This is a genomic window from Acidovorax sp. LjRoot129 (assembly GCF_964253765.1).
Taxonomy (GTDB): Bacteria; Pseudomonadota; Gammaproteobacteria; order Burkholderiales; family Burkholderiaceae_C; genus Acidovorax.
Genome location: NZ_CAXUSE020000001.1, coordinates 1,545,709 through 1,571,535 on the forward strand (window position 1 = coordinate 1,545,709; position 25,827 = coordinate 1,571,535).

The 25,827-nt window shown below is 66.0% G+C and carries 28 protein-coding genes; 13 read left to right on the top strand and 15 right to left on the bottom strand.

From position 1 onward, the window contains the following. Positions 1-8: 8 nt before the first annotated feature. Positions 9-1,094 carry an XdhC family protein gene (locus ACSQ3Q_RS07120; RefSeq protein WP_436133702.1) on the top strand — a complete coding sequence of 362 codons (1,086 nt, stop codon included), beginning with the start codon at positions 9-11 and terminating at the stop codon, positions 1,092-1,094. Positions 1,095-1,130: 36 nt separating this feature from the next. Here ACSQ3Q_RS07120 and ACSQ3Q_RS07125 read toward each other — a convergent pair whose 3' ends face one another. From ACSQ3Q_RS07125 to ACSQ3Q_RS07160, 8 genes are all read right to left on the bottom strand, one after another. Then, positions 1,131-2,579, bottom strand: coding sequence for a diguanylate cyclase domain-containing protein (locus ACSQ3Q_RS07125; protein WP_436133703.1), 1,449 nt, complete (start codon positions 2,577-2,579; stop codon positions 1,131-1,133). Positions 2,580-2,619: 40 nt separating this feature from the next. Then, positions 2,620-3,393 carry a glutathione S-transferase family protein gene (locus tag ACSQ3Q_RS07130; RefSeq protein WP_436133704.1) on the bottom strand — a complete coding sequence of 258 codons (774 nt, stop codon included), beginning with the start codon at positions 3,391-3,393 and terminating at the stop codon, positions 2,620-2,622. Between the two features lie 118 nt (positions 3,394-3,511). Beyond that, positions 3,512-3,682 carry a hypothetical protein gene (locus ACSQ3Q_RS07135; protein ID WP_436133705.1) on the bottom strand — a complete coding sequence of 57 codons (171 nt, stop codon included), beginning with the start codon at positions 3,680-3,682 and terminating at the stop codon, positions 3,512-3,514. Positions 3,683-3,813: 131 nt separating this feature from the next. Further along, positions 3,814-4,701 carry a transglutaminase-like domain-containing protein gene (locus ACSQ3Q_RS07140; protein ID WP_436136956.1) on the bottom strand — a complete coding sequence of 296 codons (888 nt, stop codon included), beginning with the start codon at positions 4,699-4,701 and terminating at the stop codon, positions 3,814-3,816. A 336-nt stretch (positions 4,702-5,037) separates the two neighbouring features. Continuing rightward, a complete protein-coding gene (locus ACSQ3Q_RS07145) occupies positions 5,038-5,643 on the bottom strand; it encodes a histidine phosphatase family protein (protein WP_436133706.1) in 606 nt (201 codons plus the stop codon). Then, a complete protein-coding gene (locus tag ACSQ3Q_RS07150) occupies positions 5,621-6,589 on the bottom strand; it encodes an MBL fold metallo-hydrolase (RefSeq protein ID WP_436133707.1) in 969 nt (322 codons plus the stop codon). The genes ACSQ3Q_RS07145 and ACSQ3Q_RS07150 overlap by 23 nt, the downstream gene beginning before the upstream one ends. Positions 6,590-6,724: 135 nt before the next feature. Beyond that, positions 6,725-7,093, bottom strand: coding sequence for a hypothetical protein (locus ACSQ3Q_RS07155; RefSeq protein ID WP_436133708.1), 369 nt, complete (start codon positions 7,091-7,093; stop codon positions 6,725-6,727). 241 nt (positions 7,094-7,334) lie between these two features. Beyond that, complete coding sequence (locus ACSQ3Q_RS07160; protein WP_436133709.1) at positions 7,335-7,493, bottom strand: hypothetical protein; 159 nt, start codon at positions 7,491-7,493, stop codon at positions 7,335-7,337. Between the two features lie 192 nt (positions 7,494-7,685). Here ACSQ3Q_RS07160 and ACSQ3Q_RS07165 point away from each other — a divergent pair, with 192 nt between their 5' ends. From ACSQ3Q_RS07165 to ACSQ3Q_RS07220, 12 genes are all read left to right on the top strand, one after another. Next, positions 7,686-8,384, top strand: a complete 699-nt coding sequence (locus tag ACSQ3Q_RS07165) for a FadR/GntR family transcriptional regulator (RefSeq protein ID WP_029413359.1) — start codon at positions 7,686-7,688, stop codon at positions 8,382-8,384. Between the two features lie 19 nt (positions 8,385-8,403). Next, complete coding sequence (locus tag ACSQ3Q_RS07170; RefSeq protein WP_436133710.1) at positions 8,404-9,417, top strand: L-idonate 5-dehydrogenase; 1,014 nt, start codon at positions 8,404-8,406, stop codon at positions 9,415-9,417. Positions 9,418-9,470: 53 nt separating this feature from the next. After that, a complete protein-coding gene (locus ACSQ3Q_RS07175; RefSeq protein ID WP_436133711.1) occupies positions 9,471-10,439 on the top strand; it encodes a sialic acid TRAP transporter substrate-binding protein SiaP in 969 nt (322 codons plus the stop codon). Between the two features lie 9 nt (positions 10,440-10,448). Further along, positions 10,449-11,060 carry a TRAP transporter small permease gene (locus ACSQ3Q_RS07180; protein WP_436133712.1) on the top strand — a complete coding sequence of 204 codons (612 nt, stop codon included), beginning with the start codon at positions 10,449-10,451 and terminating at the stop codon, positions 11,058-11,060. 14 nt (positions 11,061-11,074) lie between these two features. Beyond that, positions 11,075-12,481 carry a TRAP transporter large permease gene (locus ACSQ3Q_RS07185; protein WP_436133713.1) on the top strand — a complete coding sequence of 469 codons (1,407 nt, stop codon included), beginning with the start codon at positions 11,075-11,077 and terminating at the stop codon, positions 12,479-12,481. Further along, positions 12,478-14,001: a UxaA family hydrolase gene (locus tag ACSQ3Q_RS07190; protein WP_436133714.1), complete on the top strand. Its 1,524-nt coding sequence runs from the start codon at positions 12,478-12,480 to the stop codon at positions 13,999-14,001. Before ACSQ3Q_RS07185 ends, ACSQ3Q_RS07190 begins: the two co-directional genes overlap by 4 nt. 22 nt (positions 14,002-14,023) lie before the next feature. Beyond that, positions 14,024-15,235 carry a D-mannonate dehydratase ManD gene (gene manD, locus ACSQ3Q_RS07195; protein WP_436133715.1) on the top strand — a complete coding sequence of 404 codons (1,212 nt, stop codon included), beginning with the start codon at positions 14,024-14,026 and terminating at the stop codon, positions 15,233-15,235. Then, positions 15,235-16,752 (top strand): mannitol dehydrogenase family protein, encoded by a 1,518-nt coding sequence (locus tag ACSQ3Q_RS07200; protein ID WP_436133716.1) that lies wholly within the window; start codon positions 15,235-15,237, stop codon positions 16,750-16,752. Before manD ends, ACSQ3Q_RS07200 begins: the two co-directional genes overlap by 1 nt. Further along, positions 16,749-17,708 carry a sugar kinase gene (locus ACSQ3Q_RS07205; protein WP_436133717.1) on the top strand — a complete coding sequence of 320 codons (960 nt, stop codon included), beginning with the start codon at positions 16,749-16,751 and terminating at the stop codon, positions 17,706-17,708. The genes ACSQ3Q_RS07200 and ACSQ3Q_RS07205 overlap by 4 nt, the downstream gene beginning before the upstream one ends. Positions 17,709-17,724: 16 nt before the next feature. Then, positions 17,725-18,732 (top strand): zinc-binding alcohol dehydrogenase family protein, encoded by a 1,008-nt coding sequence (locus tag ACSQ3Q_RS07210; RefSeq protein WP_436133718.1) that lies wholly within the window; start codon positions 17,725-17,727, stop codon positions 18,730-18,732. 193 nt (positions 18,733-18,925) lie between these two features. Beyond that, the gene (locus tag ACSQ3Q_RS07215; RefSeq protein ID WP_436133719.1) at positions 18,926-19,552 is read left to right on the top strand and encodes an ABC transporter ATP-binding protein; all 627 of its coding nucleotides are present in this window, start codon (positions 18,926-18,928) and stop codon (positions 19,550-19,552) included. Positions 19,553-19,759: 207 nt separating this feature from the next. After that, a complete protein-coding gene (locus ACSQ3Q_RS07220) occupies positions 19,760-20,392 on the top strand; it encodes a LysE family translocator (RefSeq protein ID WP_436133720.1) in 633 nt (210 codons plus the stop codon). A gap of 32 nt (positions 20,393-20,424) precedes the next feature. Here the strand turns inward: ACSQ3Q_RS07220 and ACSQ3Q_RS07225 are convergent, their stop codons facing one another. From ACSQ3Q_RS07225 to ACSQ3Q_RS07255, 7 genes are read right to left on the bottom strand one after another with little or no spacing between them, the layout of a single operon-like run. Next, complete coding sequence (locus tag ACSQ3Q_RS07225; protein ID WP_436133721.1) at positions 20,425-21,285, bottom strand: LytR/AlgR family response regulator transcription factor; 861 nt, start codon at positions 21,283-21,285, stop codon at positions 20,425-20,427. Next, positions 21,282-22,343 (bottom strand): sensor histidine kinase, encoded by a 1,062-nt coding sequence (locus ACSQ3Q_RS07230; protein ID WP_436133722.1) that lies wholly within the window; start codon positions 22,341-22,343, stop codon positions 21,282-21,284. Before ACSQ3Q_RS07230 ends, ACSQ3Q_RS07225 begins: the two co-directional genes overlap by 4 nt. Before the next feature lie 29 nt (positions 22,344-22,372). Further along, entirely contained in the window at positions 22,373-22,678 is a 306-nt protein-coding gene (locus tag ACSQ3Q_RS07235) for a 2TM domain-containing protein (RefSeq protein WP_436133723.1), read from the bottom strand. Positions 22,679-22,712: 34 nt separating this feature from the next. Beyond that, positions 22,713-23,762, bottom strand: coding sequence for an alpha/beta hydrolase (locus tag ACSQ3Q_RS07240; RefSeq protein ID WP_436133724.1), 1,050 nt, complete (start codon positions 23,760-23,762; stop codon positions 22,713-22,715). Positions 23,763-23,802: 40 nt separating this feature from the next. Beyond that, the gene (locus ACSQ3Q_RS07245) at positions 23,803-24,894 is read right to left on the bottom strand and encodes an alpha/beta hydrolase family protein (RefSeq protein WP_436133725.1); all 1,092 of its coding nucleotides are present in this window, start codon (positions 24,892-24,894) and stop codon (positions 23,803-23,805) included. Positions 24,895-24,914: 20 nt separating this feature from the next. Then, a complete protein-coding gene (locus tag ACSQ3Q_RS07250; RefSeq protein ID WP_436133726.1) occupies positions 24,915-25,211 on the bottom strand; it encodes a 2TM domain-containing protein in 297 nt (98 codons plus the stop codon). Positions 25,212-25,249: 38 nt separating this feature from the next. Continuing rightward, positions 25,250-25,819 (bottom strand): DUF6622 family protein, encoded by a 570-nt coding sequence (locus ACSQ3Q_RS07255; RefSeq protein WP_436133727.1) that lies wholly within the window; start codon positions 25,817-25,819, stop codon positions 25,250-25,252. Positions 25,820-25,827 lie beyond the last annotated feature (8 nt).

Sequence of the window (25,827 nt, forward strand, 5' to 3'; positions counted from 1 at the left end):
AACAAGCAATGGAAAACCTGGATGTGATGGTGCTGCGCACGTTGCAGCGCTGGCGGGCTCTTGGCCGGCGGGCGCTGCTGGCGACGGTGGTGCGGACGTGGGGATCGTCTCCCCGGCCGGTGGGATCGATCATGGCGCTGTGCGAAGACGGCGCCGTGGTGGGGTCGGTGTCGGGCGGGTGCATTGAGGATGATCTGATCGACCGCCACACGCGCGCCTATGCGCAGGTGGCGGCGTCGGCCGGCGCGGGCGGCACTGGCATCGACCGGAGCATCCCGAGCGGACCACCCGCGTTTGTCAAGTACGGCATCACGGCGGACGAGGCGCACCGGTTTGGCCTGCCGTGTGGCGGCACGCTGGAGCTGCTGCTGGAATACGACCCCGACCCCGCCGGCCTGGCCGAGCTGATCCGCGCCCTGGAGGCGGGCCGCTTGATGCAGCGCAGCGTGCGCCTGGCCGACGGTGTGGCCACGCTGGCCGCTGCGGCAGCTCCGCAGGACCTGGTGCTGGACGCGCAGCAGCTGACCAACACCTTCGGCCCCGAATACCGCATGCTGCTGATCGGCGCGGGGCAGCTGGCCGAGTACCTGGCCACGATGGCGCTGTTCAACGGCTTTGCCGTGACGGTGTGCGACCCGCGCGAGGAGTACCGCGGCAGCTGGAACGTGTCGGCCGCCACGGTGGTGAGCGATATGCCCGACGACGTGGTGGCGGCCTTCAAGCCCGACCGGCGCAGCTGCGTGGTGGCGCTCACGCACGACCCCAAGCTCGATGACCTGGCACTGCTGGAGGCACTGAACACCGACGCGTTTTATGTTGGCGGCATCGGCTCGCGCCGCAACAACGAGGCCCGCCGCGCGCGGATGATGGAGCACTTCGGTCAGACCGCCCACAGCCTGGCGCGCCTGCGTGGGCCCATCGGCATCTACATCGGCAGCAAGACCCCGCCCGAGATCGCCGTGAGCGTGATGGCGGAGATCCTTGCCGTGAAGAATGGCGTGGCCCTGCCGCGCGACATGGAGGTGGCCCAGGCCAAGAACGAGCGGGAGGTTGCGCACAACGACCCCGGCCTGCTGGTGTGCGGCGTGGGCTGAAGCGGCTGCGTCAGGCAGCGCGCGGTGCGGCCTGCATCACGACCTGGTTGCGGCCGCCGTCCTTGGCCTGGACAGCGCCTGGTCGGCCGCTTCGATCATGCGCGCGGGGGGCGTGTCCTGGCCCGGGGGCAGGGCGGCCACACCGGCGCTGATGCTCACGTGCGGGTCGGTGGAGCACTGGCTGTGCGGGATCGACAGGCGCGACACGGCAAGTTGCAAGGCGGTGGCGATGTGCAGCGCGCCGTCCTGGTCGGTCTCGGGCAGCACCAGTGCAAATTCTTCGCCGCCGTAGCGCGCCGCGAGGTCCGACGGGCGGCGGCCGCAGGCCTGCAGCACCTTGGCGATGGTTCGCAGGCATTCATCGCCCTGCTGGTGGCCGTATTCGTCGTTGTAGGCCTTGAAATGGTCCACGTCCATCATCACCAGGGCCAGCGGGCGCTCGTGCCGTACGGCAAGGGCCACCTGCTCGGCCAGGTGGATGTCGAACGCCCGGCGGTTGGCCAGCTCGGTGAGCCCGTCCTGCATGGAGATGCGCCACAGCGAGTCGTTGGCAGCCTCCAGCGCGGCGGTCACCTGCCGCAGCCGGGCGTGGTGGCGGGCACTTTCGCTGAGCAGCACGATGAGCAGGAAGCCTGCAGCCAGGAGCCCGTAGACGCGCCCGACGTACCAGCCCAGGTCATAGCGCCCGGTGTTGAGCACGGCCGCCAGCGCAATGTCGAGTAACCACACGCACAGCACCACCTGCAGCCACACGTCGAGCAGCGAATGGGGCTTGCGCCGCCACAGCATGGCAAGCGCCACCAGGCTCAGCAGCCAGATGCCCGAGAGGACGGCCTTGCCCACGGGCGTGGTGCGGTTGCCGTTGAGGAAAACAGGGAGGTGTTCGTGCCCGGCGGTGGCAATGGTGGTGACCAGGGTCACCACGGCCAGCACCACCAGGGCTGCTGCGATGACGCCTTTGCGGGTCTGGCGGCGCTCCAGCCATTGGGCGCCTTGGGGCGTCCGGTGCTTGAGCTTGGCATACGCCATCACGGCCACGGGAAAGCCCGAGTGCCACAGCATGTACAACGCCGACGATGTCTGCGGGCCTGATCCGAACAAGCCCGTGGGCGTGAACAGCCCGGGAAAGATCAGCGCGTATGCCCCGGTGGCCGTGGCCGTGAAGAGATAGGCGCCGCCCAGCACCAGCAGGCCCACAGAACCCAGCGCGCGGTACTGCCCGAACAACAGCACGGCCGTGATCAGGTCGAAGATCACCAGGGCGGTGACATAGATCGGGATGAAGGCGGGAAACGGAACCAGCGCCACGGTCGCGTAGGGCACGGCGATGACAAACAGCACGACCGAAACGAAAACGGTGGCACCCGCGGCAAAAGTTTCCCTGGACCCCGCCGGTTCGGTGGCGAGGTAGGCCGTAGACGGCCGTTGGGGCGGAATGCTGTGCATGTTGGCCGATGCAACCCCGCGCGGGAGGGGGCGCCTCACATCTTATTCTTTTGTTACAAAAAAGCTATTTGCTTACATATCATCGCGAACGGGGACCTTGCTTGGCCGGATCACCGTTGCAAATAGTGGGGTCGCGTGCGTGCGAGCGCGTGGGGATCGCCGTCAGTCGCCCCATCACCACCGGGCCACCCTTGGCAATACCGCGCTGGTACGCGGGCCGGGCCTCCATGCGCTTGCGGTAGGCCTGAAGGTGGGGGCAACTGCTGGCCTTGTTGGCGCGGGCCAGGGCGGCTTCGACCGCAAAGCTCATCTGAAAGTCGGCCATGCTCAGGTGTTCCCCGGCGAACCAGGTGTTCTGGCCCAGGTGCTGTTCTATGAACTCCAGGGCCGTGTCCACGTTGGGATCGATCAGCTTGGCCTGCACCTTGCCGCACAGGGCCTTGGCGATGGGCTTCACAAAGAACGGCATCGGTTGCGTGGGGATGGTCATGAACACCAGTTTCATCACCAGCCAGTTCATGAGCGAGCCTTCTGCGTAGTGCATCCAGAACCGGCACTGGCGGTACGCCGCCGTGCCCCGCGCGGGCTGCAGATGGGCCAGGTCTCCGCCAGCGTTGGCGCCGTAGGTCTCGACCAGATATTCCACGATGGCGCCGGATTCGGCGATCACCTCATCGCCGTCCGTGATCACCGGGGACTTGCCCAGCGGATGGATTTTTTTCAGCTCGGGCGGGGCCAGCTTGGTGGCCTTGTCGCGCTGGTAGATCTTGAGCTGGTAGGGCACGCCCAGTTCCTCCAGGAGCCAAAGAACGCGTTGCGAGCGGGAGGTTTCGAGGTGGTGGACGGTGATCATGGTGCTGGGGCTGCTGCTGGGGAGGGGGCTACCGCTGAGTGAGTGGGCCCTTCACAAAAAAGAAATGCCCTCACGCGGAGGGCATTGCTTGCAGGCATCGGGTGAGCCGCTTGGGGGATCAACCGCCCTTGCTGGGGCGCTTGCCGGGGTTCTTCTTGCTGCGGGTTGCCACACCACGCTCCAGGCTCACGCGCTGGCCACGGCCAGGAGTTGCCGCAGGCATGCCAGGCATGGGCGCGGGACGGGGAGTGGCCTTACGGTCTGCTTCGGTAACGATCTTGTTGCCCATGATGAATCTCGGTCGGAGTTGGAAAAAAACGTGATTTTAGGCCAGAGCCGGACCGGGGGCTTTTTTCCCGGTCTGGCACAGCCCTGCGGTATCCCCGGTTTTCATGGCTGAGTGCGGCCGCGCATGCCGGTTCAGGGCAGCGTCAAAAGGCCGGGTGCGGCCGTTCCCTGGTCGGTCGACAGCGCTTCCAGGCAGTGCACGGGGCGTACAAAACCCTGCGCGGCGTCCTCGATGGCGGTGGTGCGGATGACGGGCGCAGCCGCGCGCACCCCGCCAAAAATGGTGGCGAAGGCCACGTCGGCTGCATCGCGCCCACTGCCAAAGCGCAGCAAACCCATGGGGATCGCCGTGCCGGACGGATCGAAGATGTACCAACGGCCGCCCAGGTACACCTCGACATAGGCATGGAAATCTGGCGGCCCGAGCGCCGGGTCTGCACCGTAGTCCGTGCCGGTGGTGAAGCGGGCGGGGATGTTGACGGCGCGGCACAGCGCGATCATTAAGTGAGCGAAATCACGGCATACGCCCACCTGCTCGATGAGCGTGTCGACCGCCGCGGTGTTGGAGTTCGAGGTGTTGGACGTGAACGCCACGTGCTTGCGAACCCAGTCGCAGATGGCCTGCACCCGGCTGTGGCCTTGCCACAGGGCACCGAACTCATTGTTTGCCAGGCGCAGCAGCCGGTCTGACTGGCAGTAGCGGCTGGGGTAGATGTAGCCCAGCACTTCTTGTGGCAGGTAGCGCACCGGCACCTCGGCCAGCTGCGACGGGTCGCTGCGGTGGTGGGTGATGTCTACCGTGGCGGTGTACGACAGCTCCAGCGTGCCGGGCTCGCCGTGCAGCCGCAGGTAGCGGTTGTTGGTGGCCGGGTCCGTGTGCACCTGGTAGGGGATGGCCTGGTTGATCACCAGGCGTTCGCCACTGACGGCTTGGCTGGCCGTGTGGGCGGCATGAATGTTGAACACGAAGTCGGCGCCGTAGGCATCGATCTCGTAGCTCAGGTCGATCTGGACCTCCATGCGCACGCGTGACTGCGTGGAGTGCAAGGCAGGCGCCGATGGCGCGTTGGCTGCACCCTGCCAGGGGGCAGCTTGGTAAGGGGTCGACTGGGCGTGCGCGAAGCTGTGGTTATGTGCCATGTCGGTTCTCAGCGCCTCCGGGCCGGGCGCAGGGTGGCAAAGATCGGTGCAGCAGGGCAGGCCATCGGCTGCCGTGCCGCCATCTGCTGGGTGACGGTCAGAGTTGGATGCATGAACGAATCCTCAGGTACGGCGAACACTGCACATCTCGTGCAAGAAGCATACCTGCAGGATAAATTCCTGGAAGAGGAGACGCTGTAGGCCGACCGCCCGCGATCACGCAGGTACCGCCAGACGCGCCAGCACCTGGGCCGTGCCGCCGCGGCCGGGCGCCAGGATCAGGCCTTCGCCCGACGAGACCGAGGTTTGCGCAAGGTCCGACAACACGAACATGTGCGTGAACCAGGCCTCGAAGCGGCCGGGGCGATGCGCGGCCGCCGTCAGCGCCTGCTGCAGCTCTTGCAGGTGGCGTGCGCCGGTGGTTTCTGGCGCGCCGTGCGGCGAGCCCAGGGCCGGCCACACCTCGGGCGGGCTGAAGGCGAGCGTCGCGCTGTCGATGCAGCGGCACCACGGGCTGGATAAAACCTTGGCCGGCTGCAGCTGGTGTGTGCGGAACCACTCCCCCATGCGGCGGGCCTGGGCTCGGCCCTCGTCGCTCAGGTTGCGCTGGGTGCTGCAGTCGCCCAGGCGGAACCCTGGCGGGTCGAAGGTGCCGGGCGCCAGGGCATGGCGGAACGCCACCACCACGCCGCCCTTGCGCAGCAGCGCCTGTGCGTTGGCGTCCTGCGCTGCCCAGCCAGGCAGCGCGGCAAGCCCCAGCCCCGCGCCCAGCAGTGTGCGGCGGCTGGGCGCCGCCGGGTCAGGCCGCAGGCTGGAAGGCATAGCCGTTGCCCGACGCCGCCATGCGGCCAAAGGCCGGGAAGGGGAAGTGGAAGCCGCCCAGCATGGCGTTGCTGGCGGTGATGCGCTGGAACACCTCGCGCCGCACCTTGCGCGCGGCCTCGGCGTCCATGTCAAACGTCACGGCCCAGTCGGGGTTGCGGGCAAACAGAGCCGGCACATTGGTGAGGTCGGCCACGTAAAAGAAGTTTTGCCCGGCGGACTTCAGCTCGAACAGCGTGTGGCCGGGCGTGTGGCCGTAGGCTGCTACCGACTGGATACCCGGGGCGACTTCGGTGCCCGCTGCAAATTGCACCAGTGTGTCGGCCGGCAGGGTGGCAAAGGTGCGCCGCACGTTCTCGAACGCGCCCTTCATGCCTGCGGGCGCTGCGGCCATGCGGGCATCGTCCATCCAGAACGCGTGTTCGGCCGCGGGCACCATCACCTTGGCCTTGGGGAACACCAGCTCACCGGCCTTGTTGCGGATGCCATTGATGTGGTCACCGTGGTAGTGGCTGATCAGCACCGTGTCGATGTCGGCCGCCTGCAGGCCGGCGGCGCGCAGGCTGTCGAGCAGCTTGCCCGTGGTGGCGCCGCCAAACTCACCCAGGCCGGTGTCGATGAGGATCTTGCGCCCGCCCGTCACCACCAGGAACGGCGTATAGGGCACGTCGATGTAGTCCGTAGGCAAGCCCTGGGAGGCCAGCAGCGCGCGCACTTCGGCCAGCGGCGCGTTCTTCACAAACTCCTCGCCCAGCGGGCGGCGCGTGATGCCGTCGTTCAACGCGACCACTTCCGCATCGCCCACCTTCATGCGGCGGAAGGCGGGGCTGGGCAGGGTGGGCGTGCCGAGGTTGGGCGCGTTTTGGGCCCAGACGGGCACAAAGGATCCCGCGGCGTAAACGGTGGTGGCCAGGCTTGCACCCAGGAAGTGGCGACGAGACAGCATGAAACTCTCCGGTAATGAGTTGAACTGATGAGTCGCAACTGTAGCCGTGCCAAGAGTTTGCCGTTTGCCGATGCGCTAACCTGTACGCAACGTGGGGCTTTTGCGGGTAACTGGGGTTAACCCGTTAGCGAAGGCTTACTCGATCGCAAAGGTTTCGCGCAGCGCACCGCAAAACGCAGCAGTGCCGCTGACCGTCAGGGTGATCGTGGTCCGGGGCGGAGCGGGGCTGCCTGCCGTCGTGTGCAGTTGCCCAGCGGTCTCATCAAATGTCAGCACCAGCGGTGTGCTGACTTCCTGCGCACCCTGCAGGTCGTATTGCCATTCGCCCCCATCTTCGGAGGGGCCGCGGACATCGGGGAAATGCTGGTGTGCCCAGGCCAGCACGGCACTGATCTCCGCGTGCAACGCGGGAATCTGTGCGGGCGATACGCTGGCCATGGCATCAAAAGTACCTGCACCGTCCGCGTCCTCGCTGTAGTCAAAGTCCAGGTAGTTCAGGTTCATGTTTGTCATTCGGGTGAGGCATGCCCAGGTGCGGCCGGCGCAGCCGAGGACCAGCAACCGGGGTGAGGTGTCGGGCCATGCCAAGCGTATTGCCGGGTCAGTTGGTCAGAACGGGTGGCTCAAACGACGGCAACTGTCAGCAGCGTCTCGCGCTATGGGAACGAAGCGACTCGTTGCCGAGGTTTTGGCTACCCGCCCTGATTGTCTTGGATGGAGTCTTTGACCGGGAGGAGTTCGCCCCTCAAGGCTTTTGTAGTGCCACGCCGACACCGACCAAATCGCCACTATCCGGTGCCAGTGCCAGTGCCAGTGCCAGTGCCAGTGCCAGTGCCAGTGCCAGTGCCAGTGCCAGTGCCAGTGCCAGTGCCAGTGCCAGTGCCAGTGCCAGTGCCAGTGCCAAATTTGCACTCTAATTGGCACCTAGCGCAAGCTATATATGCCTCAATAGCTCCTACATTTATAGCAAAAGCTTCTATGGCGGCTTCCGGTGTCGCAGCCCCACCTGTCGGGAAAACCCTGAACCTTGCTCGCGTTCATCCGTTCACAATGCGGCCAACTGGTCTTACCAATTTACCTTTGAGCCAATTTCTGCATGCCTTTCCAACCCATAGAGCCCCGCCGCTTGTACCGCCAGATTGCCGACCAGCTGCGCCAGCTCATCCAAAGCGGCGAATTTGCCGTGGGATCCAAACTGCCCGCCGAGCGCGACCTGGCCGCAAAGATGGGCGTGTCCCGCCCGTCGGTGCGGGAAGCGCTGATTGCGCTGGAGGTGGAGGGCCTGATTGAAGTGCGCATGGGTTCGGGCATTGTGGTGATTGGCCGCGAGAGCGTGCGCCTGCTGGACAACGCGCACGGCCCGCTGGAAATCATCCGCGCACGCCAGCTCATCGAATGTGAACTGGCCGCGCTGGCTGCAAAGAGCACGGACCCCACGCTAGTACCCGACCTGCTGGAGACCCTGCGCGACATGGAGGCCGACATTGCCGCGCGCACCCTGCCCATCCGCGGCGACCGCGCTTTCCACATCCGCATTGCCCAGGCCAGCGATAACAGTGCCTTGCAAGCGGTGGTGACCCAGCTGTTTGACGAGCGCAATGGGCCACTGTTCACCACGCTGGGCGGCCACTTCGAGCGCGAAGCCACCTGGAAAGAGGCGGTGGACGAGCACCGCGCCGTAGTCGCCGCCATTGCCTCCCGAGACCCCGACATGGCCCGCGCCGCCATGAGCGGTCACCTGGATCGCTCGCACCAACGTTTCTCGGCCGGCTGGAACAGCCCCGCCGACGCGTGAACCCACCGGACGCCTGACCATGAGCCTTGCCTGCACCCTGAATGGCCCGCTGAACCTCAGCGTGGAACAACTTGCCCTTCAGGAGCCCGGCCCCGGCCAGGTGCGCCTGCGCCTGGGTGCGGGTGGCATCTGCGGGTCGGACCTGCACTACTACCAGCATGGCCGCGCCGGCATCTTCGCCATCCGCGCGCCCTTTGTGCCGGGGCATGAAGCCTCGGGCGTGGTGGACGCCGTGGGCGAAGGGGTGACCAAGGTGCAAACGGGGCAAAAAGTGGCGGTCAATCCTGCCCATCCCTGTGGCGTATGCCCCGCCTGCCGCGCCGGGCGCAGCAACCTGTGCGAGAAGATGGTGTTCCTGGGCAGCGCGGCCATTTTTCCGCACATCCCCGGCTTCTTCCGTGAGCACTTTGTGATGCAAGAGGCACAGCTCACTGCCATTGACGAGGATGTGAGCCTGGGCGAAATTGCCTGTGCCGAGCCCCTGTCGGTGGGCCTGCATGCAGTGCGCCGCGCGGGCGCAATTCTGGGCGCCACCGTGCTGGTCACCGGCGCGGGCACCATCGGCTGCATGTCGGTCATTGCCGCGCGCCTGGCCGGTGCCGGCCGCGTGATTGCCTGCGACCCCAGCGAGCGCGCCCGCGCAATGGCGCTGACCGTGGGCGCCGACGAGGCCCTGCCCGATGCCAGCGCCTGGAAGGGCCGCGTGGATGTGGCGCTCGAAGCCGCAGGCCACCCCGCCGCACTGGCCAGCTGCCTGGCGGCGGTGCGCCGCGGCGGGCGCGTGGTGCAGGTGGGCACGCTGCCGCCCGAAATTCCTTTCCCGGCCAACGACATCATGTCGCGCGAGCTGGACTACGTGGGCGCCTTCCGCGCCGACATCGAATTCGACTGGGCCGTGCAGGCCATTCGCAGCCGGCGGGCCGATGTGCGCCCGCTCATCAGCGCCCAGTTGCCGATCAGCCAATCGAAAGCGGCCTTCGATCTGGCTTTGGACAGAGGCCGCAGTACCAAGGTGCAGCTTGTTCCCGGCTAAACCCCGGTGACGACCCGGCTGCGCAACATCCACAACAACAGGAGACAAAGAGCATGACATTCCAACGGATTACCCTGGCCCTGGCTGCAAGCCTTTTGGTTGCGGCCCCCGCCTTTGCGCAGACCAAGCTCAAGTGGGCCCATGTGTACGAGCCGGGTGAGCCCTTCCACACCGCATCGGTGTGGGCAGCCGAAGAGATCAAGAAGCGCAGTGCCGGCCGCTACCAGATCGATGTGTACCCCGCGTCGCAACTGGGCAAGGAGAACGACATCAACCAGGGCCTGAGCCTGGGCACGGTGGACATCATCATCTCGGGCTCGAGCTTTGCGGCCAAGGCCTTTCCGCGCATTGGCGTCACCTACTACCCCTACACCTTCCGCAATGTGGACCACCTGCTGGCCTACACCAAGAGTGACATCTACAAAGAGCTGACCGCCGGCTACGAACAGAAAAGCGGCAACCAGATCATTGCGACCACCTACTACGGCACCCGCCATACCACCAGCAACAAACCCATTGCCAAGTGCGCCGACCTCAAGGGCCTGAAGATGCGCGTGCCCGACGTGCCGGCCTACCTGGCCATGCCACGCGCCTGCGGTGCCAACACCTCGCCCATCGCGTTTGCCGAGGTCTACCTGGCGCTGCAAAACGGCACCGTTGAAGCCCAGGAGAACCCGCTGCCCACCATCGAAGCCAAGAAGTTCTACGAAGTGCAAAAACACATCGTGCTGACCGGCCACATCGTGGACCACCTGAACACCGTGGTGGCGGGCGGGCTGTGGAAAAAACTGTCGGACGCCGACAAGAAGATGTTCTCGGAAGTCGCGCTCGAAGCCGCTGCCAAGGCCTCCAAGGAAGTGGCAGCCCGCGAGGGCGAACTGGCCGCCGTGTTCCGCAGCAAGGGCATCAGCGTGACCGAGGTGAACACCGGCGAGTTTCGCGACACCGTGCTCAAGAACGTGCCGTTTGAGCAGTACGGCTACCAGAAAGCCGACTGGGACCGCATCCAGGCCATCAAGTAAGGCGACACCATGACGCTTCACAGCTCCCTGCCCCTGTCGGGCGGCGCGGCGGAGTCGCATCCCGTCGAAACCAGCGCGGAAGAGCTGGTGGCCAGCTTCGCAGAGGCCGACCAGCACACGGTCGACCTCTCCGTCTATGGCGTCGAAGACTGGATTTGCCTGGGCTTTTTCTGGACCATGGCCGGCCTGGTGTTTCTGCAGTTCTTCAGCCGCTATGTGCTGAACGACTCGTTTGCCTGGACTGAGGAGCTGGCCGTGTACTGCCTGATGCCGGTGGTGTTCATCGGGGCGTCCATGTGTGTGCGGCGGGTGCGGCACATCCAGGTCAACCTGGTCTACCGCTACCTGCCCGTTCCTGCAGGCCGGGCCCTGTCGACGGCGGTAGACATCGCCGCCATTGCCTTCTACAGCTATGGGGCCTGGCTCGTTGCACGCTATGCATTGGCCGTGAACAACGAACCCATGACCACCATCGACTGGAACAAGAGCCATGTGTACTGGCTCGCGTTTGCCGGTTTTGCCCTCATGGCCGTGCGGGCCGTGCAGGTGGCCATCGAAAACTGGCGGCGCGGCTTCTCGGCACTGCAAAACCCTGGCTTCTTTGACGGCTCCGCCGACTGAACGGAACCTGCACCATGCTAATCCTGATTGTTTCCTTCCTAGGGCTGATGCTGTGTGGCCTGCCGGTGGCGGTGGCCATGGCCGGCGGCTCGCTGGTCTACATCCTGGTGTCCGGCAGCGTGCCCGACATCGTGCTGGCCCAGCGCATGATTGCGGGCATCGAGTCCTTCCCGCTGCTGGCTGTGCCCTTCTTCATCCTGGCTGGCAACCTGATGAACATTGCCGGCATCACCAGCCGCATCTACAACTTTGCCGTGGCGCTGGTGGGCTGGATGAAGGGCGGCCTGGGGCAGGTCAACATCATCGGCTCGGTCATCTTCTCGGGCATGTCCGGCACGGCCATTGCCGATGCTGCAGGCTTGGGTGCGATCGAGATCAAGGCCATGAAAGAGCACGGCTACAGCACCGAATTTGCCGTGGGCGTTACCGCTGCATCGGCCACGCTGGGCCCCATCATTCCGCCTTCGCTGCCCTTTGTGATCTACGGGATGATGGCCAACGTGTCCATCGGCGCGCTGTTTGTGGCGGGCATCATCCCCGGCCTGTTCATGACCGCGCTGATGATGGCCACGGTGGCCTACTTTGCCCACCGCAATGGCTGGGGTGGGGACGTCGCCTTCCAATGGGCCCGCCTGGGCGGTGCCACGCTGGAGATTCTGGTGGTGCTGGCCTTTCCCATGACGGTGTGGCTGGCGGTGAAAGCCGGCATGTCAGTCAACGTGGCTGCGGGCCTGGCCTTTGTGGCCCTGCTGGTGCTGGACTGGCGCTTCAACTTTTCGGCCGTGCTGGCCCTCATGGCGCCCGTCATCCTGATTGGCGGCATGACCATGGGCTGGTTCACCCCCACCGAAGCGGCCATGGCGGCGGTCATCTGGGCGCTGTTTCTGGGCCTGGTGCGCTACCGCTCCATGACCCTCCGCACGCTGGCCCAGGCCACGTTCGAGACGATTGAGACCACCGCTTCGGTGCTGTTCATCGTGACCGCGGCGTCCATCTTTGCCTGGCTGCTCACCACCACCCAGGCCGCCCAAGCCCTGGCGGACTGGATTTTGTCCATCACCAGCAACAAGTGGGTGTTCCTGCTGCTGGCCAACCTGCTGATCCTGTTTGTGGGCTGCTTCATCGACACGATTGCGGCCATCACCATCCTGGTGCCCATCCTCTTGCCCATCGTGCTCAAGCTCGGCATTGACCCCATCCAGTTCGGCCTGATCATGACGCTGAACCTGATGATTGGCCTGCTGCATCCTCCCTTGGGCATGGTGCTGTTTGTGCTGGCACGCATCTCCAAGCTTTCGGTCGAGCGCACCACCGTCGCCATCCTGCCCTGGCTGGTACCGCTGATGCTGGCGCTGATCGCCATCACCTACATCCCGGCGCTCACCCTGTGGTTGCCGCAGCAAATGGGGTTGGTCAAGTGAATCCGGTGATCCGCATCCACCCGCAAGACGATGTGGTCATCGCCCGGCAGCAACTGCTGGGCGGCACCCGCATTGAATCCGAGGGCATCACCGTCTCGGGCCTGGTGCCGCCGGGCCACAAGATCGCGGTGCGCGCCATTGCGGCCGGTGCGCCGGTGCGGCGCTACAACCAGATTATTGGTACCGCCACGCAGCCCATTGCAGCCGGCCAGCATGTGCACACGCACAACCTGGCGTTCAGCCACTTTGACCGCGGCCACACTGTGGGCGGCGATGTGCGGCCCGTGGCCTATGTCGATACCCCGGCCACGTTCGACGGCATCAAGCGCCCCGACGGGCGTGTGGCCACGCGCAACTACATCGGTGTGCTGACCAGTGTGAACTGCTCGGCCACCGTGGCACGCGCCATAGCCGACCACTTCCGCCGCGACATCCACCCCGAAGCCCTGGCCGCCTTCCCCCAGGTGGACGGGATCGTGGCCCTGACCCACGGCGCGGGCTGCGCCACCGACAGCGAGGGCGAAGGCCTGCAGGTGCTGCGCCGCACACTCGCAGGCTACGCCCGCCATGCCAACTTTGCCGCCGTCATCGTGGTGGGCCTGGGCTGCGAGACCAACCAGATCCAGGGACTGATGGCGCAGGAAGGTCTGCGCGAAGGTGCCAAGCTGGTGACCTTCAGCATCCAGGACACGGGCGGCACGGCCAAAAGTGTGGCGCGCGGCATCGAGGTAGTGAAGCAATTGCTGCCCGAGGCCAATGCCGTGCAGCGTGAACCGGTGCCTGCCAGCCATTTGGTAGTGGGCCTGCAATGCGGCGGCTCCGACGGCTACTCCGGCATCAGCGCCAACCCGGCCCTGGGTGCCGCGGTGGACCTGGTGGTGCGCCACGGTGGCACGGCCGTGCTGTCCGAAACCCCCGAGATTTATGGCGGCGAACACTTGCTGCTGCAGCGCGCGGTGTCGCAAGCCGTGGCCGACAAACTGGAGGCCCGCCTGAAGTGGTGGACCGACTACTGCGCCCGCCACCACGCCGAGATGGACAACAACCCGTCCGCCGGCAACAAGGCCGGCGGCCTGACCACCATCCTCGAAAAATCGCTGGGCGCCATTGCCAAGGGCGGCACCACGCCCATGGTGGACGTTTACGAATACGCCCAGCCCATCACCGCCAAAGGTTTTGTCTACATGGACACGCCGGGCTACGACCCGGTGTCGGCCACGGGCCAGGTGGCAGGTGGTGCCAACCTGATCTGCTTTACCACTGGCCGTGGCTCGGCGTATGGCTGCGCGCCCTCGCCTTCGCTCAAGCTGGCCACCAACAGCGCACTGTGGGCCAAGCAGGAAGAGGACATGGACATCAACTGCGGCACCGTGATCGACGGCAGCGAGAGCGTGGAGCAGCTGGGCGAGCGCATCTTTCTGGAAATGCTGGCCGCAGCCTCGGGCCGCAAGACCAAAAGCGAGCTGCATGGCTACGGCCAAAACGAATTTGTCCCCTGGGCGCTGGGCGCCGTGATGTAACCCCTCTTCATCCGACAAGACCATGAAAATCACTTCCGCCAAAGTCATCATCTGCGCACCCAGCCGCAACTTTGTCACCCTGAAAATCGAAACCGACGAGGGCCTGACAGGCATCGGCGACGCCACCTTGAACGGCCGCGAGCTGGCCGTGGCCAGCTACCTCACCGAGCACGTCATTCCCTGCCTGATCGGCCGCGACCCGCAGCAGATCGAAGACATCTGGCAGTACCTCTACAAGGGCGCTTACTGGCGCCGTGGCCCGGTCACCATGAGTGCCATTGCCGGGGTGGACACGGCGCTGTGGGACATCAAGGCCAAGGCGGCCAACATGCCGCTCTACCAGTTGCTGGGCGGCAAGAGCCGCACCGGCGTCATGGTCTACGGCCACGCCAATGGCAAAGACATCACGCAGACCGTGGAAGAGGTGTTGCGCTACAAGGAGATGGGCTACAAGGCCATCCGCGCGCAAAGCGGTGTGCCGGGTTTGGAGAAGGTGTACGGCGTGGGCCGCGGCACCATGTTCTACGAACCGGCCGATGCCGACATGCCCAGCGAGCACGACTGGTCCACCGAGAAATACCTGCGCCACACGCCCGAGCTGTTTGACAAGGTGCGCGCGGCCGTGGGGCCAGACATCCACCTGCTGCACGATGTGCACCACCGCCTCACGCCCATCGAGGCCGGCCGCCTGGGCAAAGACCTGGAGCCCTACCGTTTGTTCTGGATGGAAGACGCCACGCCTGCCGAAAACCAGGAGGCCTTCCGCCTGATCCGACAGCACACCACCACGCCGCTGGCCGTGGGCGAGATTTTCAACACCATCTGGGACTGCAAGGACCTGATCGAGAACCAGCTGATCGACTACATCCGCACCACCGTGGTCCACGCCGGCGGCATCACCCACCTGCGCCGCATTGCGGATCTGGCCGCGCTCTACCAGGTGCGCACCGGCTCGCATGGCGCCACCGATTTGTCGCCCGTGTGCATGGGCGCCGCGCTCAACTTTGACCTGTGGGTGCCCAACTTCGGCATCCAGGAATACATGCGCCACACCGATGAGACGGACGCCGTGTTCCCACACGCCTACAGCTTCAAGGACGGCTATATGCATCCCGGCGAGGCACCGGGCCACGGCGTGACCATCGACGAGGCCTTGGCCGCCAAGTACCCCTACCAACGTGCCTACCTGCCGGTCAACCGCCTGCAGCACGACGGTACGCTGACCAACTGGTGATGGCGGACATGAACCGATTGAACGACACCACGGTGGGCACATTGCCTGCCGCCGTGGTGCGCCCGCCCTACGACCGCCGTGCGTTGAAAAACGGCATCGTGCATCTCGGCATAGGTGCCTTCATGCGTGCCCACATGGGCGCTGCCACCGAGGCCGCGATTGCCGCCGGCGACCTGCGCTGGGGCATCACCGGCGTGTCGCTGCGCCAAGCCGATACCCGCGATGCCCTGGCGCCGCAGGACGGGCTGTACACACTGGCGATTCGTGATGCGGATGCGCAAGGCCAACCCCGCCAGCGCCTGCAAGTCATTGGTGCCGTGCGCAACCTGCTGGTAGCACCCGAGAACCCGCAAGCCGTGCTGGAGGCAATAGCCGCCCCAGACACCCGCATCGTGAGCCTGACGGTGACGGAAAAAGGCTACTGCCACGACCCTGCCACCGGTGCCTTGCGGCTGGACCATCCCGACATCGTGCACGACCTGGCGCACCCGCAAGTTCCCCGCTCCGCCATCGGCATGCTGGTGCTCGGCTTGCAGCTGCGCCACGCCCAAGGCCATGGGCCGCTTACGCTCATGTCGCTGGATAACCTGCCAGCCAACGGGCGTGTGCTGCGTGCCGCCGTACTGCGCTTTGCTGAAGAAATTGATAGCGCCTTGCGCACGTGGATAGAGCGCCAGTGCCGTTTTCCATGCTCTATGGTGGACCGCATCGTGCCCAAAACCACCGATGGCGACCGTGCAATGGTGAGTGCTGCGCTGGGTTGCGTTGACGCATGGCCGGTGCTAGGCGAGCCTTTTTTTGACTGGGCCATTGAAGACGAATTTGCCGCAGACCGACCGGACTGGACACTGGGCGGCGCACGTTTTGTGCCCGATGCCGAACCTTTTGAGCGGCTCAAGCTGCGCATGGTCAATGGCACCCACTCCAGCCTCGCCTACCTGGGCGCCATGGCCGGCTGGCAGACCGTAGATGAGGCGATTGCGCAGCCTGCATTGCACACGCACATCGAAGCGCTGATGCGCGACGAGATTGAACCCACCCTGCCTGCCTTGCCCGGCCTGGACCTGGCGGCCTACCGCCACAACCTGCTGGCCCGCTACGCCAACCCGGCCCTGGCCCACCGCACGCAGCAGATCGCCATGGACGGCTCGCAAAAACTGCCGCAACGCCTGCTGGGCACGCTGCGCGACCGCCTGGCCCGGCCACTGCCCGTGCCGCGCATGGCCCTCGGCCTAGCCGCGTGGATGCACTACCTGCGTGGCGTGGACGAACTGGGCCAGGCCTACGGCATTGACGACCCGCATGCCACCCAGCTCACCGCGCTGTACCAGCAGTCGCTGGGCCAAGGCGTGAGTCCGCACACCGTGCAAGCGATGCTGGCCTATGCGCCGGTATTTGGCGACCTGGCGGGCCATGCAGCACTCACGGCCGCGCTGCTGCCCTTGCTGCAGTCGCTGCAAGCACACGGGGTTGCGGCCACGCTGGAAGCGGTGAACCGCGGGGAGTTGACTGCATGAGCACCCTTCCCGACACAATCGACGTTCTGTCCATGGGCGAAACCATGGCACTGCTGGTTGCGCAGGAGCCCGGCCCACTGGCCGAGGTACAAAGTTTCAGCAAACGCATTGCCGGTGCCGACACCAATGTGGCCATCGGCCTAGCGCGCCTGGGCTTCCGGGTTGGCTGGGTGAGCCGCCTGGGGACGGATTCGTTTGGCAGCTATGTGCGCAAGACGATTGAGGCCGAGGGCGTGGACACCTCGCAGGTGGAGCTGGACCCGCAACGCTCCACAGGCTTCATGCTCAAGTCGCGCAGCGTGGACGGCAGCGACCCGGCGATCGAGTACTACCGCCGCGGCTCGGCCGCCAGCCAGCTCAGCGTGGCGCACTTGAAAACCGATTACGCGCTGCGCGCAAGGCATGTGCACACCACGGGCATCACGCCCGCCCTGTCGCCCGCCGCACGCGAACTGGTGGCCCACGCCATGTTGACCGTGCGGGCCGCCGGCCGCAGCGTGTCGTTCGACCCCAACCTGCGTCCCAGCCTGTGGCCTGATGTGGCCACCATGCGCGACACCCTCAACGACCTGGCCCGCCATGCGGACTGGGTGTTGCCAGGCATTGATGAAGGCAAGCTGCTGACTGGCCAAAACACCCCGGCGGACATTGCCGCGTGGTACCTGGACCGGGGCGCCAAGGCCGTGGTCATCAAGCAAGGCGCTGAAGGCGCTTACTTTCGCACCGCCAGCGGTGAACAAGGCCAGGTGCCCGGTGTGACCGTGCCTGTGGTGGTGGACACCGTGGGTGCCGGTGACGCGTTTGCCGTGGGCATCATCAGCGCGCAGCTTGAAGGGCTGGGCTGGCCGCAGGCCGTGCGTCGCGCCAACTGGATTGCCTCGCGCGCACTGCAGGTGGTGGGCGACATGGAAGGCCTGCCCACGCGCGCGGAACTGAACGCACGGAATTTGGATTGAACCTGAGGAACCCGTCATGCTGACCGTTGTCTGCGAAATCCCCGGCACCCTGCGTGCCCACGACCGCCCCCTGCCCGAACGCGCGGCGGACGAAGTGCTGCTGCGCGTCAAGCGCGTGGGCGTGTGTGGCACCGACCTGCACATCTTCACCGGCAACCAGCCTTACCTGAGCTACCCCCGCGTGATGGGGCACGAGCTGTCGGGCATTGTGGAAACTGCGCCTGCGGGCAGCGCCCTGCAATCCGGCGACACGGTGTACGTGATGCCCTACCTCTCGTGCGGCAACTGCATTGCCTGCCGCGCCGGCAAGACCAACTGCTGCACCCGCATCCAGGTGCTGGGCGTGCACACCGATGGCGCGTTTACCGAATACCTGTGCGTGCCCCAGCAGTTTGTGCACAAGGCCGAGGGTGTGTCGTTGGACCAGGCCGCCATGGTGGAGTTTTTGTCCATCGGCGCCCATGCCGTGCGCCGCTCGGGCGTGGGGCTAGGCCAGAGGGTGCTGGTGGTGGGCGCTGGGCCGATTGGCATGGCGGCCATGATTTTTGCGCAGCTGCGCGGCGCCACGGTCACTGCACTGGACGGGCGCCAGGACCGGCTGGACTTCTGCACGCAGTCGCTGGGAGTGAGAGCCGGTGTTTCTTTGGGTGAGTCCGATGAGACGCAACTCGCAGCACTGACAGACAGTGAGTTTTATGACGTGGTGTTCGACGCCACCGGCAACCCCAAGGCCATGGAGCGCGGCTTCCAATTTGTTGCGCATGGCGGCACCTATGTGCTGATCTCGGTGGTGGGCGCAAACATCACTTTCTCCGACCCCGAATTCCACAAACGCGAAATGACCCTGATGAGCAGCCGCAATGCCACCGCCGAAGATTTTGAGACCGTGCTGAACGCCATGCGTGCGGGATTAATTCCACAGGCACTGAACACCCACCGCCTGACCCTGGCCGAAGTGCCCACCAAGTTCCAGGAGCTGCTGGACCCCAAGGCGGGTGTGATCAAGGCGATTGTGGAGTGTTGACTGGCTCAACCACTCGGTAGGTCCGCTGCAATGGGCGGGCGCAGACACCGCGTTGTGGGGGTTGTGCATCAACCAGGCCAGGGGTTGGCTGCGGGGGCAGCCGAGACAAACCCAACCGCTCTCTAGAATCGCAGGGCGGCGCAGGCTGTAGAAGAAGAATGCCCTGCGCCATCCATCAACCCAAGGGAGCAGGATGTCTGAGAACGTGGTGTTGCAGGTGGAGGGCCTGTGTTTTGCCTACCCCGAATGTGGGGTGCTGGACCAGTGGTCGGCGGCGCTGCCCGCAGGCCTGGCGCTCGTGCGTGGCGACGAGAGCAGTGGCAAGACCACGCTGCTGCGCCTGCTGGCGGGGAACCTGACGGCGCAGGCCGGGCGCATCACGCTGCAGGGTGTGAACCCGCGCGACAACCCCCAGGCCTATGCCCAACAAGTCTTCTGGGCCGATCCCCGCTCGGGCGACCTGGACCAACTCACGGCCCGTGGCTGGCTAGGCAGCCTTCCGGCGCGTTACCCATCGTGGGATGCCGCTGCACTCGCGGTCCACACCGAAGGGTTCAGCCTGCACGAACACCTGGACAAGCCGTTCTACGCGCTGTCCACCGGCAGCAAACGCAAGGTGCTCATGGCCGGGGCGCTGGCATCGGGCGCGCCGCTGACCTTGATTGACGAGCCGGTGGGCGGGCTCGACAAACCGTCTGCCGCGTACCTGGGTCGCGCCCTGGAGCAGGCTGTGAGCCCGCCGGGGCGGGTGATTGTGGTGGCGCACTACGAAGCTTTGCCGGGTGTGCCGTGGGGCACAGTGGTGGGCCTCAACGGTTGAGCTGAGCGCGACTAAAAAATCCGTCGGCGTCGTTGTTGCGCCTTGTCGTACTGCCGCACTGCCGGCACCACTGCGCTTGGTCAAACCGCTTCGCGGAGTGTTGTGGGCCGCGCTTCTCCATGGCGCTCAACGCCGTGGCCGTCTGCTCCCCCCTTGTTTTAGACTGCACCGCTGTTTAGTGTTTCTCCGTTCCTTGAAGGACTGCTCATGGACGCTCTTCTTTTTGCCCCGGTGGCGGTGGCCATTGCGCTCACGCCCGGCCCCAACAATTTCTGCGGTCTCAACAACGGCATCCGCGCGGGGGTGGGTGTGGCGCTGGTCGCCACGCTCGGGCGTGTGGCGGCGTTCGCGATTTTCCTGACGATTTCTGCGGTGGGCCTGGGGGCTATGCTGCTGGCGTCCGAAACCGCGTTCACCGTGGTGAAGTGGGTAGGCGCCTGTTATTTGTTCTGGCTGGGCTGGCGTGCCTGGCGCAGCCGCGAGTTCAGCGGTCTGGAGGTGGTGGACGGCGGTGAGGTCAAGGCGTCGTCCGGCCCGGTGCGGCTGAAGGCGCTCATCGCGCAGGAGTTTCTGCTGGGCATCACCAACCCCAAGGCCATCATTCTGTTTGCGGCGGTCTTTCCGCAGTTCATCGACCCCGGGCAGCCGGCAGTGCGCCAGTTTGTGGTGCTGGGCGCCGTGTATTTGGCGGCGGAGTTTGTGTCCACGGCGGTGTACGCCGCCGGCGGGCGCCAGATTCGCCGCTTCATCCGCACCTCGCGCGGTGTGGTGCGCCTGAACAAGGCCACGGGCGGGTTCTTTATGGGTGCAGGCGGCCTGCTGCTGGCGACCAACCGGTAGCGCGACGCAAGCCAACGTCGCGCCGGGGGCCGCTACATCGCCTTGAACAAATGGGCGTAGAGCCGGCTCACCGGCAGCTTCTCGGGCCGCCCGGCCAGCTCCAGGTGCAGCTTGCCCGCCTCGTCGCGGCTCACGGTGGTGATGCAGCTGGCGCGCACCATGGTGCTGCGGTGGATCTGCCAGAACACCTGGGTGTCCAGCTGGCCGATCAGGTCCTTGAGCGGCGTGCGGATCAGGTATTCGCGTGCCGCGGTGAGCACCCGCACGTACTTGTCGGCCGCTTCGAAGTACAACACGTCGGCCACCGGCACCATGTGGATCTGCGTGCCGCTGCTCGCCTGGATGAGGGTAAGTGGCGCGCTGGCGGCCGGGACGCCGGGGGCGGCGGCCGGTGCGCTGGCGGGTGCAGGCGCCGCCACCCCGGGCGCCACCAGCAGGTGCCGCAGCCGGGCCATGGTTGCTTCCAAATCGATAGCTGCAGGCGCTTTACTGGCAAGCGCTAGCTGCAGTTTTTGCACTGTTTTTTGCAGGCGTGCGGCCTGCACGGGCTTGAGCAGGTAGTCCACAGCCTGGGCCTCGAAGGCCTGCACAGCGTACTGGTCGTACGCGGTGACGAACACCAGCGCCGGAAAAGGGCGGCCCGTGGGCCCATCGGTGGGCCAGGCGTCGGCCAGTTCGACCGCGGCATCCAGCCCGCTTTGGCCTGGCATGCGGATGTCGAAGAACAGCACATCGGGCTGCAGCGCCAGGGCCTGGCGTACGGCGGACAGGCCGTCTCCCACGGTGGCCACCACCTGGAGGTCGGGCCAGGCGCGGGCCAGCTCCTGCTGCAGCGCGGCGGCCAGGAGGGGTTCGTCTTCGGCGATCAGGGCACGCGGGGCTGGCGAATTCATGGGTGGGGGCTGGATTTCAAGGGAAAAGTGACCGTAGCGCTGGTCCCGCCTTCATTTCTTGCTATCAAATGAAGAGTGCCTGCGCTGCCGTGCAGTGTGGCAAGCCGCTCGCGGGCCTGGGCCAGGCCAAAGCTCTGGCCCGGCCCGGGCGTGGGCAGGGTGGCGGGCAGCCCGGCGCCGGTGTCGCTGACCTCCAGCACCAGCTGCGGCCCGGCGTCGCCAGGCTGGGTGCTGGCGCGCACAGTGATGTGGCCGCCGTCCACTTGCGGCTCGAGCCCGTGGCGGATGGCGTTTTCGACCAGGGGCTGCAGCAGGAGCGGGGGCACGGGCACGCCGCGCAGGGCGTCGGGCAGGTCCAGCGTGTAGGCCAGCCGCGGGCCCATGCGCACAGCCATCAGCTCCAGGTAGTCGCGCAGGCGGTCGAATTCGTTTTCGAGCGGATGCTGGGTGCTGCGCGATGCACTGAGCGTGGCGCGCAGGTAGCCGATGATGCGGTCCAGCATCTCCTGCGCGCGTGCCGGGTCGGTACCAATCAGCATGCGCAGGTTGGCCAGTGTGTTGAACAACATGTGGGGCTCGAGCTGCGTCTCCAGCAGCTTCAGTTGCGCCTCACTGGCCTGGCTGCGCACCTCGTTGACCTTGGCGTGCAGCCAGGCGCTTTTGCTCTTGTTGTAGAAATAGTAGGTGCCCAGCGAACCGGCGAGCAAGGTGATGCCGATGGACACGCGCAACTGCGCGCGGCCGCCTTCGTCCCATGAGGAGATGCCGCACCACCAGTCACCCAGTGTGGTGCCGCCCAGGTAGCCCAGCACCACGCCGCCCACTGGCAGCAAAAGCCCGGCCAAGCCCGTGGGCCAGCCTCTTTCCTCGCTGGACGGGAAAAAGTGCCGCCCGAAATCGATGATTGCCCAGATCAGCGTGCCAATGGCCAGGGAATAGCGGGCCGGGATGTCATAGGGCTTGTCAGGCCGAAACGCGTACTGCAGCGCCGCGATGGCCAGGGAGAAGGCCACCACCTGCAGCAGGTGCTGCAGTTTCTCGATCCAATCGATTTTCATGAAAACGCCGTTGGGTTGGAGCCTGCGGCCTACTGCTGGTTGCGGTCTTGCTGCTGGCGCAGCAAACGCTCACGTTCTTTTTGCACCATGCGCTCGCGCAGGCCGCTGCCGGTGCCCAGCACAAACACCGAGATGCCATGCAGCGCCAGCCCCAGGCCCCAGCCCAGCAGCGGGAACACCGACCACGGCCGGTTGCCAAAGCCGTAGCGCGACATGCTGAACACCACCAGGTTGACCACCGTGAAGGCCGCTGCGTGCACGTACCAGCCCAGCTTGGCGCCAGCGCGGCGGCGGGCCAGTTGTTCGATGTCGTCGGGGGTCATGGGGTGGGGCATGGTGGGTGGATTCTAGGGGGCGGGGGTACGCCGATCAGCCGTTGCAGGCCAGTGCCACGGTGCGCACGGCGGTGGCGTCGAGCGTGAGTCCGATGTGGTTGACGCCCGGGACCAGGGTCACGGGCACGGATTTGCCAGCCTTGGCAAAGGTGTCGGCAAGCCGGTCGGCGTAGAAGAGTTCATCGTTCTGCCCGGCCACGATGCAGACCTTGCCGCGGGCATTGCGGATGTCCGCCTCGTAGTCGCTGTGGGGGCGAAAGTTCATGGCCAGGGCGAACGAGTAGCTCGGCGTGAGGTTGGCGGCCGAGGCTTCGTCCAGCGCAAAGCGCAGCACCGGCAGGTGGTTCCACTGCGTGATACCCACGCGGTTGAGCAGGGTCAGCGCAATCAGCCTTGGTACACCCGCGGATGCCCAGCCGCCGCTGTCGGGCCGCGCCGTGGGGGCGTCCTGGTGCAGGAAGGGCGAGAGCAGAACGTAGCGGTCGAACAGCGCTTGCCGGTCACTGCCGGCAAAGCGCAGCGCAAAGCCGCCGCCGGCCGAAAAGCCCATGAGCGTCTGCGGACCGGCGTGGGGCACGGCGCGCACAAAGTCTTCGACGTCGTCTTCCATCTGGCCGATGTACGCCACCTGCCCGCGTGGCCCTGACTCGCCATGGCCCCGCATGTCGAGCGTCGCCACCGCAAACCCCTGGGCTGCCAGCGCCTGCGCCAGCACATGGGTGGACCGCGCGCGCGACGACGAGCCATGCACCAGCACCACGCGGCGTGGCGGTGTGCTGGCCGCGTCGCTGGCCGGTGCGTAGGCGTACCACGCCAGAGCAGTGCCGTCCCGGGCGGTGTAGCGCTGCGCCGGCGGCACGCCGCTGAAGTCCACCCCGTCGAAAGGCGTGTTGACGCTGGCCAGCGGCGTGATGTCCTTCGGGCCGCCCCACGCAATGGCAGCTGCAAGCGCTGCCAGGCAGACGGTCAAAACGATGAGGGGAATGAGCATGATGACAAGCCGGTGGCGCAAGGGTTTGGACGACTGTGACAGGGTGGTGGTCGTTGCAAGCAAGGCGAGTGTGGCAGCGGAGATGAGCAGCATGGCGGGGGCGGATGGGGGGTCTTTTTAATGCAGCCGGTCATCACGGCGTGCGGGATTGCAGCGGCTGCAAGTGCTGCGCGAAGAAGGCCACGATCTTGGTATCCACCTGCGCCAATTGGCTGCGGTCGAATCCAGGCGGATCGATGAGCAGCTCGCGGGTCACATCGCTGAGCAGGTGCAGCGGTGGCATGGGCGACAGCATCACGCCATGGCTCCCATCCGTGAAGTCGGCGATGTGGGTGCACCGGCCCTGGCAGGCGGCGAGCACGGCGCTGCTGTGAAAACGCGGGATCTGATTGACGTCCTTGCTGGCGGTGACCAGCCCGAGCGGGATGAGCGGTGCAGCCAGCGAGGCCATGTCGAAGTCGGCCGCAAATGGCACGCTGGCAACGGCCGCATGCACGCGCGGGTCCTGGTAGGCCTGCTCGGCCGGATCGTCAAAGCGCATGCGGATCACGCCCAGCGCCACCGCCTTCTTGAGGCCATCGAACAGGTTGCCGCGCAGCCGCGTGAACGAACCCACGCACGAGGAAAAGTCGTCTGCAATGTGCGCGTCGCAGTGCTGTTTGAACCGCGCAGGCGACCAGCGGCCGCCCGCAAAGGTCAGCGCCGTGTGGCCCCCGGCAGAGCCTCCAAACACGCCGACCTTGTCCAGCGCCAACAGCGGCGCAAAGCGGGTGTCCTGCGCGATGGCATCTATCGCGCGCGACACCTCACCGGGGCGGCGTTTCCAGCTGTCGGGGCCGGGCGTGGACGGGTCTTTGGAGTTGTCGCCCGCGTGCTCCGGCAGGGCCACCACAAAGCCCGCCGCCACCAGCGCACGGGCCAGGTCGGTATGCACCCAGGGGTTGCCACCCGAGCCGTGCGTGATGACAACAAGGCGGCCGTTGCCGTGCACCGGCTCTGCCTGGTGCGCAAGTTGCAGGGTGAACGCTGCCCGCTGCACGGCCTGGTCGGCAGCGGCGGTGGGGTAAAACACGGTGACGGGGCCATCGCCCTGCAGGCCGGGCAGCTCCGCGAGGCCGGTGCCGGCATGGCTGGCGGTCGGCATGAAGACGGCGGTCGCGGCGGCGAGGGCCAGCAGGCCGGCAGCCAGCTGTTGCAGTAGGGTTTGTGCGACTGGGTGGGTCATGGCGGGCTTTGGTGAGTGGTTCAGGAGCGATTGCCCTGCGCTGCGGTCAGGCGGTCCCGCTCGGCCTGGACCATGCGCTCGTGCAGGCCAGAGCCGCCTGCCAGCACAAACACCATGGCGCCGTGCACCGCCAGCCCGATGCCCCAGCCCACGGCAGGGAAGACGGCCCAGTGGCGGCCGCTGGCGGCCGACAGGGTGATCAAGAGCAGATTGACCAGCAGGTAGATGCCGGCGTGCATGTACCAGCCCAGCTTGGCACCTGCGCGCCTCCTGGCCAGGCGTTCGATGGGGTCTTGGGTGAGGGTGTCGTGGCGCATGGCAGGTCTCCAGAAAGGGTGGAAATCGACGGAAAAGCTCAAGTGGCCAAAGGGGAGCTGAAGACGGGGCTCTGCTGGGCCAGGCGCCACAGCCGGAACCCACGGGCTGCAAACAGGCCGTTGAACACGCCGTACAGGGCCGAGATCTGCAGTGCAAAGCTGGCATCCCGGGCCAGCAACGGCTGCATGGCCAGCTCGACACCCACGAAATACTTGGTCAGGAAGATGCCCAGGATGAGCACCAGCGGCATGGCGCTGCCCGGGATGTGGAAGCTGCGCGCAGACGCGGTGTAGCGCGTGCCTTCGGGGGCGGTGGGCTGAAACCACAGGGCCAGCGCCGTGATCACCGCTGCGGCCAACAGCCATGCGCCCACGGCCTGCGCCGCCGTCTGGCCTGAGGCACCAAACGCGGACACCACGCCCGCTGCCGAGAAGACGGCCATGCCCAAGGGCATGAGCAGGATGCGGCGCAAGCCGGCGCTGCGGTCGCGCAGCTGGCTTGCGCCCAGCGCCACCAGGGCAGCCAGCAGGCCCCAGACCCAGTACGGGGTGTGTGAAACGACCTGGATCAGCGACTGGGGCTGGTGAACAACCATATTGATCAGCATGGGGAACT